Source organism: Streptomyces sp. NPDC045778, from assembly GCF_056431945.1.
Genome location: NZ_JBWKJZ010000026.1, coordinates 105,084 through 119,788, shown reverse-complemented (window position 1 = coordinate 119,788; position 14,705 = coordinate 105,084). Strand labels below are relative to the sequence as shown.

Genomic DNA, 14,705 nt, shown 5'->3' with positions numbered 1-14,705 from the left:
GCCCGCCCGACACGGCGGCCGCACGCGAGGAGACACACATGAAACAGCTTGGCTTCGGGCTGCCCGGAACCGGCAGATCAGCGAGACGCCGATGGAGTTCGCGGATCGCCGTCGTCACGGGCTTCGCCCTGCTGCCGGGGCTGCTGTCCCCGGTGATGTTCACGAATACGGCGGCAGCCGCCACGGACCCGCTCGGCAGACCGAAGTTGGACGCCCCCCGTTCGGCCGAGGTCTCACCGTTCACGGTGGAGGCGAACGACAAGAACACGGCCGCGGTCCGCGAGTCCGCCGCGGCCGACCGCGAGGCGGCCGAGCGGGCGCGCGGCGACCAGCGGCGCACCGTGACGTGGCCCAAGGCCGGTGCGGCGGCCCTGAAGCTGCCCGGCTCGGGTGCGGCGCAGGCAAGGCCGGGATCCCTGCCGGTCACGCTCTCCGCGCCGAAGGCGGTGCGGGGCGCTCCCCAGCGGGTGGCCGAGCAGCTCGAGGTCGAGGTCCTCGATCAGCGCGAGGCGAGGCGGCTCGGCGTCAAGGGCGTCGTCCTCACGGCGACCGGCCCCAAGGACGGCGGCAAGGCGCGTCTGGGCATCGACTACTCGGCCTTCGCCTCCGCGTACGGCGGCGACTGGGCGGGGCGCCTCCAGGTCCTGCGCCTGCCGGACTGCGCCCTCGACCACCCCGGCAAAGCCGACTGCCGCACCCGCGAGCCGGTCGCATTCACCAACGCCCGCAAGGACGAGCGGCTGAAGGCCGCCCTGTCCTTCCCCGCGGCCGCATCGGGTGCGAAGGCGGGCCGGACGATGGTCCTTGCCCTGGCCGCGGGCACCAAGTCCGGCTCCGGTGACTACAAGGCGACCCCGCTCGCCGCCTCCTCCACCTGGGAGGCGGGCGGCTCGTCGGGTTCCTTCACGTGGTCGTACCCGTTGCGCACGCCTCCGGCGGCCGCGGGCCCGGCGCCCGACCTGACGATCTCCTACGACTCCGGAAGCGTGGACGGCCGCACCGCCTCCACGAACAACCAGGGCACGGTCATCGGTGAGGGCTTCGACCTGACCTCCTCGTACATTGAGCGCAAGTACGGCTCCTGCGAGGACGACGGGCACGACAAGAAGTACGACCTGTGCTGGAAGTACGACAACGCCTCGCTGGTTCTGAACGGCAAGGCCACCGAGCTGGTCAAGGACGACACCAGCGGCGATTGGCGGCTGAAGAACGACGACGCGTCCACCGTCAAGCGCCACACCGGCGCGAGCAACGGTGACGACAACGGTGAGTACTGGACGGTCACCACCGGCGACGGCACGACCTACACGTTCGGCCTCCACAAGCTGGAAGGCGCGGGGACGGACGACCGCACCGAGTCGGTGTGGACCGTGCCGGTCTTCGGCGACGACGAGGGCGAGCCCGGCCACTCCGACGGCACCGGCTTCTCCGACCGGGACAAGAAGCAGGCCTGGCGCTGGAACCTCGACCTCGTCGAGGACACCAGCGGCAACGCCATGACGTACTGGTACGAGGCCGAGCACAACAACTACGACAAGCTCGGCGACGACAACACGGGCACTGATTACACGCGCGGCGGCTACCTCAAGGAGATCCGCTACGGCCAGCGCGCCGACTCCCTCTTCTCCGCCAAGCCCGCCGCCTCCCACAAGGTCGCCTTCACCTACGCCGAGCGCTGCCTGGCGTCCGGTACCGGCTGCGACGAGCTGACCGAGGACAAGCGGGACAACTGGCCGGACGTCCCCTTCGACAGCGTCTGCAAGGACGACAAGAAGTGCACCGGCAACGTCGGCCCGTCGTTCTTCACCCGCAAGCGCATGACGGCCGTCACGACGTACGCCTGGAACGCCGCACTGGACGTGCCCGCGTACTGGCAGGTCGACAGCTGGAAGCTGAAGCACCTCTACCTGGACCCGGGCGACACCGGTGACAGCACCGACCAGTCCCTGTGGCTCGACGAGATCCAGCACACCGGCAAGCGCGGCGACGACATCGCGCTCGACCCGGTGAAGTTCACGCACGCCTTCCTGCCCAACCGGGTCGACGGCGCCTCCGACGACATCCTCTCCCTGGACAAGCCGCGTCTGCGCTCGGTCACGTCCGAGACGGGCGCGCAGACGATCGTCTCGTACCAGCCCGCCGAATGCGTGGCGGGCCGGACGATGCCGAAGCCGGACGACAACACCCGGCGCTGCTACCCCGTGTACTGGTCCCCGAACGGCGAGAAGACCCCGAAGCTCGACTGGTTCCAGAAGTACCCGGTCACCTCCGTCTCCACCACGGACCCGCGCGGCGGCGCGGAAGCCGTGCAGCACGCGTACGAGTACTCCGGCGGCGGCGCCTGGCACTACAACGACGACCCGATGACGCCCGCCAAGGAGCGCACGTGGTCGGTCTGGCGCGGCTACGAGAAGGTCACGCACTACACCGGCGACAAGGGCACCGACCGCCTCAAGACGGTCAGCGTCTACATGCGCGGCATGAACGGCGACCGCGTCGCCGGTTCCGACGGCAAGACCCCGGACCCGGACAAGCGCAGGACCGCGAAGGCCGGCGGCATCAAGGCGGAGGAGATCACCGACTCCGACCAGTACGCGGGCTTCGCGCGCGAGACGGTCACCTACAACGGCGACACCGAGGTCTCCGCGACGATCAGCGACCCGTGGTCGAAGCGGACCGCGACACAGCACAAGTCGTACGCGGACACCGAGGCCTACTACGTCCGTACCGCCGCCACGCACGAGCGCACGCGCGTCACCAGTGGCGAGGCCCCGCGCGACCGCGCCCGGACCGTCAAGACCACCTATGACGACTACGGCATGCCCGAGGCCGTCGAGGACAAGGGCGACGACGACGTCACAGGTGACGAGCTGTGCACCCGCACCTGGTACGCCCGCAACGACGACAAGGGCATCAACTCCCTCGCCTCTCGTACGCGTACGGTCGCCAAGCCCTGTTCGACGACGGTCGCGGACCTCGACCTGCCGGCCGACTCCGACAAGCCGGGCGACGTCGTGAGCGACTCGGCGACCGTCTACGACGACCCGGACGCCACGAAGTGGGCGTCCGCCCAGAAGCCGACCAAGGGCCGGCCGACCTGGACCGGCCGGGCGAAGTCCTACGGCACGGACAACGTCGCGTCCTGGCAGAAGACCGCCACGACGACGTACGACACCCTTGGGCGGCCGACCGAGATCAAGGACACCAACGGCCTGACGACGGCGAAGACCACCTACACGCCCGCGGCCTCAGGACCGCTGACGTCGAGCAGCGTCTCGAACGCCAAGGGCCACAAGATCACCACGAATGTCGAATTCGCCACCGGCGCCCCGGTGAAGGTGACCGACCCGAACGACAAGATCACGGAGACGACGTACGACAGCCTCGGCCGCACCACGCAGGTCTGGCTGCCCAACCGGCTCCGTGTCCTCGACAAGACCCCTAACTACGTCTACGAATACAAGGTCACCAGCAAGGCCATGTCCTGGGTGTCCACCGGCACCCTCAAGGGCGACGGCTCCGGCTACAACACCTCGTACGAGTTCTACGACTCGCTCCTGCGCCCCCGTCAGACCCAGACCCCGACGCCGGTGGGCGGCCGTCTGATCGGCATCACGCTCTACGACACGCGGGGCCTCGCCGTCAGTGCCCAGGGTGACACCTGGGACGAGACGTCGGCGCCGAGCGGCACGCCCGTGCAGACCGAGGGCAGCCAGGCGCCGCTCCAGACCGACACCACGTACGACGCGGCGGGCCGCGCCACGAAGGCCGTCACGAAGAACTTCGGCGTGACGCGCTGGACGACCACGACGGCCTACTCCGGCGACACGGTGACCTCCAGCGCGCCCGAGGGCGGCCAGGCCACGGCCGAGGTCACCGACGCCCGCGGCCAGGTCGTGCTGCGGCGCGAGTACGGCGGTCCGAAGCCGAGCGGAACCGACTTCACGAGCACCCGCTACACCTACGCGCCCGGAGGCCAGCAGGAGACGATCACCGGCCCCGACAAGGCCAAGTGGTCCTACTCCTACGACCTGTTCGGCCGCCAGGTCAGCGCGGACGACCCCGACAAGGGCGTCACGACCACGACGTACGACAGCCTCGACCGGCCCACCACGACCAAGGACGTCGAGAACCGGAAGCTGCTGTACGGCTATGACGACCTCGGCCGCAAGACGGGCATGTGGCACACCGAGAAGACGGACGCCAACAAGCTCGCCGCCTGGACCTTCGACGACCTGGCCAAGGGCCAACAGGACACGGCCACCCGCTACGACGGCGGCCTGACCGGCAAGGCGTACACCCAGAAGGTCACCACCTACACCCCGCTCTACGAGGTCAAGGAGAGCGAACTCAGCCTGCCCGAGGACGACCCGATCGTGAAGGCGGGCGTCCCCCAGAAGCTGGCCTTCAGTACGGGCTACCGCTTCGACGGCACGGTCAGCCAGGCCTCGCAGCCCGCCGTGGCGGGCCTCAAGGGCGAGACGATCGGCTACGAGTACAACGCCACGGGCCAGCAGACCGGCCTGGACGGCACCACGGGCTACCTCCACGGCGCCGCCTTCTCGCCGCAGGGCGACCTGCGCCAGCTCACCCTCGGCATGAGCGGCGCCAGCACGGAGAAGAAGGCCTACCTCAACTATGACTACGAGGCGGGAACGCGTCGCCTCACCCGCTCCTACGTCACCGATGACGTGCACGGTTACATGCCGCAGGAGCTGAAGTTCAAGCGGGACGACGCCGGAAACGTCCTCTCCATCCTCGACGCCACGACGCAGGGCGGCACGCAGAAGGCCGACTACCAGTGCTTCGAGTACGACGGCTACAGCCGCCTGACCGAGGCCTGGACCCCGAAGACGGCGGACTGCGCCGCTGCGAAGCGCACGAAGGCCAACATCGACGGGGCGGCCCCGTACTGGACGTCGTACACCTACAACGACGCGGGCCAGCGCAAGTCCGAAACCCAGCACACGTCGTCGGGTGACGAGACCACGACGTACGACTACGGCACACCGGAGGGCCAGCCCCACCCGCTCGCCGAGACGACGGGCTCACGCCCGGCCACATACGAGTACGACAAGGCCGGCAACACGACGAAGCGCCCCGGGCCGAAGGCCCAGCAGACGCTGACGTGGAACACGGAAGGCAAGCTGGCCAAGACACTCGAAGGCACGGCGGAGACCACCTACCTCTACGACGCCGACGGCGAACTCCTCATCCGCCGCGCCAAGGGCGACGGCGACACGGTCCTCTACCTCGGGGCCACGGAAGTCCGCCTGACGACGAAGGGCACGAAGAAGACCCTCGCTGGCACCCGCTACTACACGGCCAACGGCCAGACCATCGCGGTCCGCACCGGCACCAGCGGAGCCGCGGACACGGAACTCAGCTTCCTGGCGGCGGACCACCACGGCACGTCGAGCATCGCCCTGGACGCGACGACGTACGCGGTGACGAAGCGCTACGCGACGCCCTTCGGCTCCCCGCGCGGCGAGAAGGCTCCCGACTGGCCGGACGACAAGGGCTTCCTCGGCAAGCCGGCGGACAAGGGGACCGGCCTTACGCACGTCGGGGCACGCGAGTACGACCCGGCCATCGGCCAGTTCATCAGCGTGGACCCGCTGCTCGCGCATCAGAAGCCCGGCAGCCTCAATGGCTACAGCTACGCGGAGAACAACCCCGTCACGTCGTCCGACCCGTCGGGTCTTGACAGCTACACGTGTACGGGCACCGGCTGTGACGGTGGATCGGCCGACTTCATCGATTCCAATGCCTCGCCGGACTTCTCCTCCGGTGAGACGTGGAGCGACAAGTACCCGAACTTCCCCTCGAACAATTCCGGCTACAGCCGCGAGAGGGACAGGTACCAGTGCGGACCCGGTTGCGGCGCTGGGGTGACGGGCTACGGGCCGCGCATTGACAGGCTGCACTCACTCAAGAAGGGGCCCGGCGACAACGGCAATTGGTTCACCAGGGCCGTCGGCGCTGTGATCGGTATGATCGCCCCCGATTTCGGTGCGTGGCAGCGCTGCTCGAAGGAACTGAGTGCGGGCTGCGGCGTCCTGCTGCTGGACACCCCGGTGGGCAAGCCCTTCAAAATCGGGAAGGGCGTCTTCAAGCTGACCAAGAGGGGCGAGAAGGGCGCGAGCGGGGCGAAGAAGGGGGGAGCCCGAGTCGACTGCGCCAAGTGCTTCCTGGCCGGCACCGATGTCCTCATGGCGGACGGTAAGACCAAGGACATCGAAGACGTCAAGCTGGGCGACCGGGTCCTCGCCACGGACCCGAAGAGCGGCCGAACCGAACCCAAGAAGGTAACGCGCCTCATCGTCACGGAGAGCGACAAGCACTTCAACAAGCTCTCCATCGCCACGGATGACGGCATCGAGACCCTCACCGCGACCCATGAGCATCCGTTCTGGTCACCGTCCGAGCGCCGCTGGGTCGAGGCCCGTGACTTGGCACCCGGCATGACGCTGCGCACGAATGACGGTGACACCGTCATCGTGACCAACAACCACTCCTTCTCGCAGCGAGCCCGGACCTATAACCTCACGGTCGAGGACATCCACACGTACTATGTGCTGGCAGGCGAGACGCCGGTACTCGTTCACAATGCAAACTGTGGTCCGGGAACCAAGTTTGACGTGCCGACCGAGCCGGGCGTGTACTCGATCCATCTCAAGGACGGGACAACCTACGTCGGAAGTTCCACGACAAGCATTCGGGAACGAGTGAACAAGTCGATGCGTTCCAAGCATGCGGTTCGGAAGGCTGGATACACAGCGGACGACATAGCCAACGTCACCTATTTCACTCTGCCTAGCGGAACGAGCAAGACGGCGATCCGTCGGATGGAGCAGACTATGATGGAGGGCGTCAAGACCAGAGGGGGAACTCTACTCAATCGGAGAGACCCTGAAATCGACGTACCAAGAGGCGGCTACATGCCGTAGCACTCGACTGGAGTCTGCGATGGGAACCTGGGGACCGGGTCCGTTTGATAGCGACACTGCGGAAGACTACCTGGACGAACTGGAGGAACAGCCTGCGTCCGGGCGGCTCGCAGCCGTCACGACAACATTCCGCGCAACATCCGAAGGCGGTTCTTCCGAAGTTCTTCCAGAAGAGGTAATGGCGGCCGCTGCGGTCGTTGCAGCCAACCTTCCGGCCGGCGCTTCCCTGGAATGGAGTGAGGATTACTCGGGAGTTACTGATTGGCTACCAAAGCCAATCGACTCGACCCTCGCTTCTTCTGCGATGCGGGCACTGGAAAGCGTCTTCTCGGAGAATGAATCATTCTGGCGGAGTTGGGTGAATGAGGAAGAAAGGGAAGAGGCGCGAGCAGAGTTGGATCGCGTGAAGGCGCTGTTGCGATCCGCCCACGGCGGTGGGTCGCGATAGGCCTCGGCCCCCTACGGACCAGGCAGGTGAATTCACGTTCGCGAATTCCGGCGGCAAGGGTTGTCCGGTTTGACTGGATCGCTCCGCGCTGACGGCAGTAGTTGACGGCAACGGCGGCGAACATCGGGGGTGTTCGCCGCCGTTGCCGTGCGCCCGTGCGCGGGGTCAGGGGCGGTTGAGGGCGTCGCCGAGGGCGGTCATGGCTTCGCGTTGGAGGCGGAGGCGTACGTGGGCGTAGACGGTGGCGGTGACGCCGATGTGGGCGTGGCCGAGGAGTTCCTTGATCACGACGAGTTCGACTCCCTGCTCCAGGAGCAGCGTCGCGGTCGAGTGGCGGAGGTCGTGAAAGCGGATGCGGCGGAGGCCAGCACTGCGGAGGAGCGTGAGGAAGGCGCGGGTGAGGTTGGTGGGGTCGATCGCACTGCCCTGCGCAGTGGTGAACACGTGCCCGCTGTCCTGCCACGCCGTGCCTGCGGCCTCACGTTCGCGCTGCTGCTGCTCGCGGTGGAGCTTCAGCGACTGGACGCAGCGGGCGGGGAGGGCGATGCGGCGCTCGGAGGCTCGCGTCTTGGTGGGCAGCGTGGTGAGACCGCCGGCATTGGTGCGCTGGAGTGTGCGGCGGATGGCGGCGGTACCTGCGTCGAGGTTGAAGTCTTCCCAGCGGAGGCCGAGGAGTTCGCCTTTGCGGAGTCCGGTGTGGAGGGCGAGTTCGAACAGGGCGTGCAGCCGGTGTCCGCGCGTGGCCGCGAGGAGCTGGCGGGCTTCGTCGGCGGTGAGTGGTTCGAAGCGTCGGGGCCGAGGTGTGCCGGTGCGGACGTTGCGGGCGACGTTGCGCGGGATCTCCTCCTCGCGGACGGCGTGCTCCAGGGCGGACTTGAGCACGGAGTGGATGTAGGTGAGCGTCAGAGGGGAGAGCAGCTTGGAGCAGCACTGGCCGATTGCGCAGCAGCGGGGCTGGTCGCGCCGAGCGTCGATGCGGCGGGTGCAGCACTGGCAGGTGGTGCGGAGCTGGTTGAGCCAGGTGCGGATGTCCTTGGCGGTGAGCTTGGTGAGCTTCTTCTTGCCCAGGCCGGGGATCAGGTACCGGTTGACGCAGGCGGTGTAGCGAGTGTGGGTGTTCTCGCGGAGGTGGTGGAAGGCGACGTTCTCCAGCCAGTAGGTCAGGTACGCGGCCACGCTGCCCTGTGCGGAGGGGATGGGGAGGCCGCGGTTGCTGGCGGCGATCTTCTCGGTGAGCTTGGCCAGGGCTTCCTTGCGGCTGGTGCCGTAGACGCGGACGCGCTTGCGGGTGTTTCCGGGGGCGAGGACGTACCCGGCAGCCTCCCACCGGCTGTCCTTGCGCTGGTAGACGGTTCCGTCGCCGTTGGCGCGGACGCGGCGGGAGGCGGGGGTGTCGCGGGGCGTGGTCATCAGGCGGCTTCCTGGTCGAGGCGGGTGCGGAGGAAGTCGGTCAGCGCGTGCGCGGGGATGCGTCGGGCGCGGCCGAGGGTGATGGAGGCGAGCTGGCGGGTGCGGAGGAGGTCGTAGACGGCGGAGCGGCCGAGCTGGAGGCGGGCCATGACCTGGGGCACCGTGAGCAGATCCAGCGCCGGTGCCGCCTCCGTGTGGAGGACGGCGGGCGGGGGCGAGGCCATCAACAGCCCCCTTCGGCCGCGAACTGCCGTCAAGGGCGTCCCGCTGACGCGGGCCGCCGCGCGCCGGCGGTCGGTGACCGCCGCCCGCTCCTGTCTGCCGCCCCGCTGGCGACGGCCGCCGACCACTCGGCGCGCAGGGCCGGGAGCATAGGCCGGACTGCCAACCGAGAGCCCTGCTGTCCGACCACTCACCAGCAGACCGACCGGGCGCCCGAGAGACCGTCCGGCAAGCTCGTGCCCTGCGGCGTCGGTATCCCGGCGGTGCTGTCGTCCGGAACGCCGGCCCTGGTGCCTGGCTGGGGCCGTGACGATGGAGATAACTGGGCTGATGCCGGTGCGGGGTTGAGCGAGACACACGTGACGGGTGATCGGTCGGCGCGCCCGCCGTCGTGGCTGACGTTCTGTGGCTGAGGCCAGAACCTCATGGCCATGGGCACGGCACGCACGTAAGGGCCCGCCCCTGCCAGGGCTGACGAGGAGGGGGAGCCTCGATCGACCGTGCCCGGCAGGGACGGGAGTTGGGTAGGTCAGCGCGGTGCGGCTCCTGATCGAGCGGGACTCACGTCTGCCGCCAGGCCCGCCAGGGCCGCGTGATGATCTCCCGGTAGGTGTGGTGGGACGGATTCTGGCCGCAGTGCCGCAGCACCCAGTTCTGCGGTTCGGCGAAGTCCTCGCTTGTCGGCGAGGTCTCTCCGTCCACGGCGCACTGCATCGCGTAAAAGACCGGCTCCGCGTCCGGCTCGCGGTCGGGCTGGAGCGTCCAGGTCTCGTAGCGCAGGACCGAGCGCGGGGTCACCGTCCCCACCTCCGGTTGGCCACGGCCACCTTCGCGCTCAACTCCTCCGTCGGAGTCGGCGTACGTACGTCCTCGGGCGGCACGTCCCACTCCTGGCCACCGCGCGGCGGCCGAAGCTGCACGTACGTCCCCACATGCCCCATCACCACGCCCACCTTGCCGCTACGCCGGTCGACCACCAGGGCGCCGGCATCGGGCGAGACGGTGTGCCCGTCGGCATCAGGGGTGGGGGCCGTCATGGTGACCACCCCGGCGAGGCGGCGCGCGACCGGGCGTCCAGGCGCAGGGCAGGAACACATGGGGTGGTGCTCTTTCGCACGGTGACGCTCCTCGGCGGCGTGGATGCGTGCCCCTGGGCCTGTTGGAGCCACAGGGTCGGCACCGATCCTCACGCCGGTCACCGGGACGAAGGAACCTCCGCCAAACCCCACTTCGGGACGTCCTGCACTGTGTAGAACGTCCCTAGTGCCGTCCTGAGACGAAGGGGAGACTCGTGCCGAACGAGAGACTACGAGCCGTCATGGCGGCGGGAGGCTGGACGTACGCCGCACTCGCTCAGCAGGTCGAGGTCGACCCAAAGTCGGTCGAGCGCTGGGTGAACCTCGGGCGTATCCCACGTCGTGCCACCGCCCTCCAGGCGGCCAAGGCCCTGGGAGAAGACGTGCACGCACTCTGGCCGGCGCTCCGCCAGGCCCGCCCCGCCCGCGCCATCAGCCCTGAGCTGGTGGCGCTCTACGAGCAGCGGGCCGACATCCCCGTCTCGACGTTCACCGACCTGATGGCCCAGGCCCGGGAACGGATCGACATCCTCGTCTACGCGGCCGTCTTCCTCCACGAGGCGTACCCGCGGCTGAACGAACTCCTCACCGAACGCGCCGCCGAAGGCTGCACCGTCCGCATCGCGATCGGAGACCCCGACAGCGACAACGTCCAAGCCCGCGGCCAAGAGGAGCGGTTCGGCCACGGCATCGAATCCCGCTGCCGTCTCGCGCTCATGCACTACAGGCCGCTCGCCGGCACCCCTGGCATCGAAGTCCGCACCCACGGCACCACGCTCTACAACTCCCTCTACCGCGCCGACGACCAGCAACTCGTCAACACCCATGTCTGGGGCCTCAACGCCTACGGCGCCCCCGTATGGCATCTTCGCCGACATGAGACAGGCGGCATGTTCGACACCTACGCCGAGAGCTTCGACGCTGTGTGGGCGACGGCAACGCCCGTGCGAGAGGAAGGCTGACCGTGGCCCGCACCGAGTACTACGACGACCCGAACGCGCCCAAGCCGAACAGCATGGTCGTCGCCGCGTCCGCCGTCGTCACAGACGATCACGGGCGCATCCTCCTCCAGCGCCGCCGCGACAACGGCCTATGGGCCCTGCCCGGAGGCGGCATGGACCTCACCGACTCCCTGCCAGGCACAGCCGTCCGCGAGGTCAAAGAGGAGACCGGCCTCGACGTAGAGATCACCGGCCTGGTCGGTACCTACACCGACCCGAAACACATCATCGCCTACACCGACGGCGAGGTCCGCCGCCAGTTCAACGTCTGCTTCACCGCCCGCATCATCGGCGGCCGGCTGGAGATTTCCGACGAGTCCACCGAGCTCCGGTTCGTGCCGCCGGACGAGATCGAGCAGTTGCCGATGCACCACACCCAACGGCTCAGGCTCCAGCACTTCCTGGAACAGCGCGAGAAGCCGTACCTGGGCTGAACCGTCTGACGGCGGTAGCGACGGCAACAACCCCGCGCAACCACGGACGCCCACGCACTTCACCGGACCAGCAAACCGCACTTGACCTGCGGAAAAGCAGGTCGAAGGCTTCGCGTAGCACACGTATTATGTGCTGGCGGGCAGCACTCCGGTGCTTGTGCACAATTCATGGTGCTCTGACGAGGATCGCCTCGAAGATGCCGGTGATATCGCCAGAGGGCACGCGGACAGCAAGCACGCGAAAGACTTCCCGGGCGTGTCCGCTGAGGATCTGTCGGATCTCGCCAGGGGCACGATCAAAGATCCGTCACGCACTAAGGAACTAGGCAGCGGACGAAAGGCTTTTTTGGGTAAGGACGGGTCAACTATCGTGATTCACGATCCGATGCATCCAGATGGTGGAACTATCTTCCGTAGAGACCCAAATAGGCTGGACAAGTACTGGGAGGAGCTGGAGTGATGCCGGGGGAAGACGTGGCAGCGAGTGACGTGCTCACCGCTTACGAGGTCAAGCTACTGAGGCGAGCCCTGCTGGAGTGGGGTGGGCCGGCTCGATGTAGCCACCAACTCGCGGTAGGTATGGGTTTTGCAGGGGTGCAGGATCTATATGATCAATGCGAGAGGCTGCGCAGCGCACTTAGTGGCGACACCCCGCTTTCTTCGGCGGATTGGGCGCGTGTGCTCCTGGCGGCCGAAATCGTCTTCGTTAGTGACCTCTCGGGTTCCGGGTTCGAATGGTCGACAACTACAGGAATTAGCGACGAACTGGCCATCAGGACTCTGCGGTCAATTCAACGCAAGCTGGCCAAGACCGTCAGTCCCTACTATGGGAAGACCCCGAGTGGGTGAAGTAGGTAGTCGCCTGACTGGAGCGGCACCTCGAGATGCATTGTGTCGTAACTTCAGAGGGTATAGGAGTGTTGTGAAGCGGCTAAGGGCTCCAAAGTGATGCGGGCCGCCGAAACGTTCGGAGGGGCGTAGGATCGCCTGGGCCTGATCACAACTCGTCCCCAGCCACTGGCGGTTGGGGACGAGTGGGGCGGTGACGGACGGCGCCCTGATCGCTATCTCGCTGATTGATGGCAACTTCAACGATGCCATAGCCTGACATGGCAGCGAACTCGATCTGGCCTGGGGACCAAGCGGCGGATCGTCGAGCGGGCCATCGGGCTGCTGTACAAGTTCAGTCTCTTGCGCATCCGCTGGGACTCTGCCGTGGCCTCCGTGAGGCGCCCCTCGAACTCGTCGGCTCACGGACCTGCAGGCGTCGCCCGCGAACCCGGAGCGGACCCATCCCACAACCCAGAGGTGAACAGTGGGAAGTTGGGTGTTAGCGCGGCCCCCGCGTGGATATGGTGCACAGCTAGGAGCGCACGTGAACGTCGGCGTGCGCGGACGGGAGTGTGAGGACTCGGAGCCGGGGGTGCGCGCATGCCGACCGCGATAGCCGTGACCAGCCCGGACCTGGTGCTGCCTTCGCCCGACCGGCACACCCCTACCGCCCCGGTCCTGAAGAGCGCGGCCGAGCCACCGAAGACGTACTCGCTCGACCGGGCGCTCACGGAGATGCACCAGCTCATCGAGTACCACGGGTACGTGATCGTGCTGTGCCCGGCGTCCGCGCCGCAGAGCGTGCGGCACCGGCTGCACGCGATCCGGGCCGTGCTCGAAAGTGATCGGATCGCGTTCGTCAGGAGCGAGCTGCCGCCGCTCGGGCTCTCCGTACTGGCGCTCCAGTTACGGCAGTTGTCCATCTGCGACTTCAGCCCGGGCGTGCTCGCGTCCGCCGCGCGGCTGCTCAGCCACTACATCTACGCGGGCGCCCTGCTCGGCTCCGTCGCCCGGCTCGACCGCGTGCCCGTGACGCTGCGCTCGCACACCAAGTCGTGGGTTCCGGGCACGCACTTCGCGGTACTCGCCGCCCCGCGGACCGCGATGGTGAAGGCGACGCGAGAAGCGGTGCTGCCGCCGCCGGAGTTCGGCACGAAGCTGTTGTACGCGCCGGGCCAGCTCGACCCGGCCTGGGTGACCGACACGCTCGCCGACGTCTGGCAGGTGCAGGGCGCCGTCGATGTCCCCCTACCCGCCGAGTCCGCGCGCTGGTGGGCCACCGGCAAGCTCGTCGAGTTCGCCGCGGCCATCCCGGACATCTCCGTGCTCTACCAACTGGTCTCGTCCGTGCGGAGGGAGGACTGCCACTGGTGCGGCCTCGAACTCATCGGCGACCGCTGCGCGTTCTGCGCCGCCCCGCTGCTCCCGCCGTCCGAACGGGTCGCCGCCGCCCCCGAGGTGACCTCCGGGGCGCGGGCGCTGCTGCCCCGCGGCGCCACCTAGGCCCCCTTCCGCCCAGGGCCCCACCGGCTCACGCACCACCCCGCTCACCGTCCGTAGCCACACGCAAGCCACCCGCACTCGCCGTACGAACGAACGAGGTAGGTAGTCCGGCCCATGAACTCACGCCAGCGCCGCGGTGTCATCCTGATGGTCCTGTCGGTCCTGTGCGCGATCGGCGCCTTCGCGGGCGTCCTCTCGGTGATCCGCGACGTGAACTCCAAGGTCGGCCCCGAGACCGGGGCGTACGAGCTGAAGACGGACATCGCCCCGTACAAGGAGCTGGAGCCCGGCCAGTTCAAGAAGGTCGAGATGCCCGAGCGGTGGCTCTCGGAGAACGCCGTCACCGACCTCCGCGAGATCCGCGGGAAGATCGCCGTCACCCAGCTGCGCAAGGGCTCCCTGCTCCAGAACGACATGATCGTGAAACGGCCGCGCCTGGCGCCCGGCCAGCAGGAGATCGCCATCATGATCGACGCGGCGACCGGCGTCGCCGGAAAGATCACCCCCGGCTCGACCGTCAACATCTACGCCACCTTCAAGGCCGAGACCGACCGCGGCAAGGACCAGTCGAAGGTCATCGTCGAGAAGGCCAGGGTCATCGACGTCGGCAAGCTGACGGCCCTCGAACCCGACCGCGACGACCGCAGCCGCCGCCGCACCGACGAGGCCGTGCCCATCACGTTCGCCCTCGACACGCGGGACGCCCAGCGCGTCGCGTACGCCGAGTCGTTCGCCTCGCACGTCCGGCTCGCCCTGGTCGGCAGGGGCGGCGACGCGGACGTACCGCGCGGGGACCGCACGTACACCCTCGACGAGGACAAGTAGGGGAG

Annotated in this window: 11 protein-coding genes; 7 read left to right on the top strand and 4 right to left on the bottom strand. The window is 68.0% G+C overall.

Going from position 1 to position 14,705, the window contains the following annotated elements:
- Positions 1-38: 38 nt before the first annotated feature.
- Together AC07GB_RS28930 and AC07GB_RS28925 are read left to right on the top strand one after the other, a co-directional pair.
- Positions 39-6,950, top strand: a complete 6,912-nt coding sequence (locus tag AC07GB_RS28930) for a polymorphic toxin-type HINT domain-containing protein (protein ID WP_478850483.1) — start codon at positions 39-41, stop codon at positions 6,948-6,950.
- Between the two features lie 19 nt (positions 6,951-6,969).
- Positions 6,970-7,398 (top strand): DUF4259 domain-containing protein, encoded by a 429-nt coding sequence (locus AC07GB_RS28925; RefSeq protein WP_478850481.1) that lies wholly within the window; start codon positions 6,970-6,972, stop codon positions 7,396-7,398.
- A 165-nt stretch (positions 7,399-7,563) separates the two neighbouring features.
- Here the strand turns inward: AC07GB_RS28925 and AC07GB_RS28920 are convergent, their stop codons facing one another.
- The 4 genes from AC07GB_RS28920 to AC07GB_RS28905 form a co-directional block, all read right to left on the bottom strand.
- On the bottom strand, positions 7,564-8,808 hold the full coding sequence (locus tag AC07GB_RS28920; protein ID WP_478850479.1) for a tyrosine-type recombinase/integrase: 1,245 nt from the start codon (positions 8,806-8,808) through the stop codon (positions 7,564-7,566).
- A complete protein-coding gene (locus tag AC07GB_RS28915) occupies positions 8,808-9,032 on the bottom strand; it encodes a helix-turn-helix domain-containing protein (RefSeq protein ID WP_478850477.1) in 225 nt (74 codons plus the stop codon). The genes AC07GB_RS28920 and AC07GB_RS28915 overlap by 1 nt, the downstream gene beginning before the upstream one ends.
- Before the next feature lie 559 nt (positions 9,033-9,591).
- On the bottom strand, positions 9,592-9,837 hold the full coding sequence (locus AC07GB_RS28910) for a DUF7848 domain-containing protein (protein WP_478850475.1): 246 nt from the start codon (positions 9,835-9,837) through the stop codon (positions 9,592-9,594).
- Positions 9,825-10,076 (bottom strand): hypothetical protein, encoded by a 252-nt coding sequence (locus AC07GB_RS28905; RefSeq protein WP_478850522.1) that lies wholly within the window; start codon positions 10,074-10,076, stop codon positions 9,825-9,827. The genes AC07GB_RS28910 and AC07GB_RS28905 overlap by 13 nt, the downstream gene beginning before the upstream one ends.
- Before the next feature lie 272 nt (positions 10,077-10,348).
- Between AC07GB_RS28905 and AC07GB_RS28900 the strand changes: the two genes are divergently transcribed.
- The 5 genes from AC07GB_RS28900 to cpaB all read left to right on the top strand — a co-directional run bounded on the left by AC07GB_RS28900 (position 10,349) and on the right by cpaB (position 14,700).
- Positions 10,349-11,068 carry an XRE family transcriptional regulator gene (locus AC07GB_RS28900; RefSeq protein ID WP_478850520.1) on the top strand — a complete coding sequence of 240 codons (720 nt, stop codon included), beginning with the start codon at positions 10,349-10,351 and terminating at the stop codon, positions 11,066-11,068.
- Positions 11,069-11,070: 2 nt separating this feature from the next.
- On the top strand, positions 11,071-11,541 hold the full coding sequence (locus AC07GB_RS28895) for an NUDIX domain-containing protein (protein WP_478850473.1): 471 nt from the start codon (positions 11,071-11,073) through the stop codon (positions 11,539-11,541).
- 130 nt (positions 11,542-11,671) lie between these two features.
- A complete protein-coding gene (locus tag AC07GB_RS28890; RefSeq protein ID WP_478850471.1) occupies positions 11,672-12,001 on the top strand; it encodes a hypothetical protein in 330 nt (109 codons plus the stop codon).
- A gap of 971 nt (positions 12,002-12,972) precedes the next feature.
- Positions 12,973-13,875, top strand: a complete 903-nt coding sequence (locus tag AC07GB_RS28885; RefSeq protein WP_478850469.1) for a hypothetical protein — start codon at positions 12,973-12,975, stop codon at positions 13,873-13,875.
- A gap of 114 nt (positions 13,876-13,989) precedes the next feature.
- A complete protein-coding gene (gene cpaB, locus AC07GB_RS28880) occupies positions 13,990-14,700 on the top strand; it encodes a Flp pilus assembly protein CpaB (RefSeq protein WP_478850467.1) in 711 nt (236 codons plus the stop codon).
- Positions 14,701-14,705: the final 5 nt, after the last annotated feature.

Coding starts and splice junctions, on each gene's coding strand:
- AC07GB_RS28930 (WP_478850483.1), top strand. CDS start 39: ATGAAACAGCTTGGCTTCGGGCTGCCCGGAACCGGCAGATCAGCGAGA.
- AC07GB_RS28925 (WP_478850481.1), top strand. CDS start 6,970: ATGGGAACCTGGGGACCGGGTCCGTTTGATAGCGACACTGCGGAAGAC.
- AC07GB_RS28920 (WP_478850479.1), bottom strand. CDS start 8,808: ATGACCACGCCCCGCGACACCCCCGCCTCCCGCCGCGTCCGCGCCAAC.
- AC07GB_RS28915 (WP_478850477.1), bottom strand. CDS start 9,032: ATGGCCTCGCCCCCGCCCGCCGTCCTCCACACGGAGGCGGCACCGGCG.
- AC07GB_RS28900 (WP_478850520.1), top strand. CDS start 10,349: ATGGCGGCGGGAGGCTGGACGTACGCCGCACTCGCTCAGCAGGTCGAG.
- AC07GB_RS28885 (WP_478850469.1), top strand. CDS start 12,973: ATGCCGACCGCGATAGCCGTGACCAGCCCGGACCTGGTGCTGCCTTCG.
- cpaB (WP_478850467.1), top strand. CDS start 13,990: ATGAACTCACGCCAGCGCCGCGGTGTCATCCTGATGGTCCTGTCGGTC.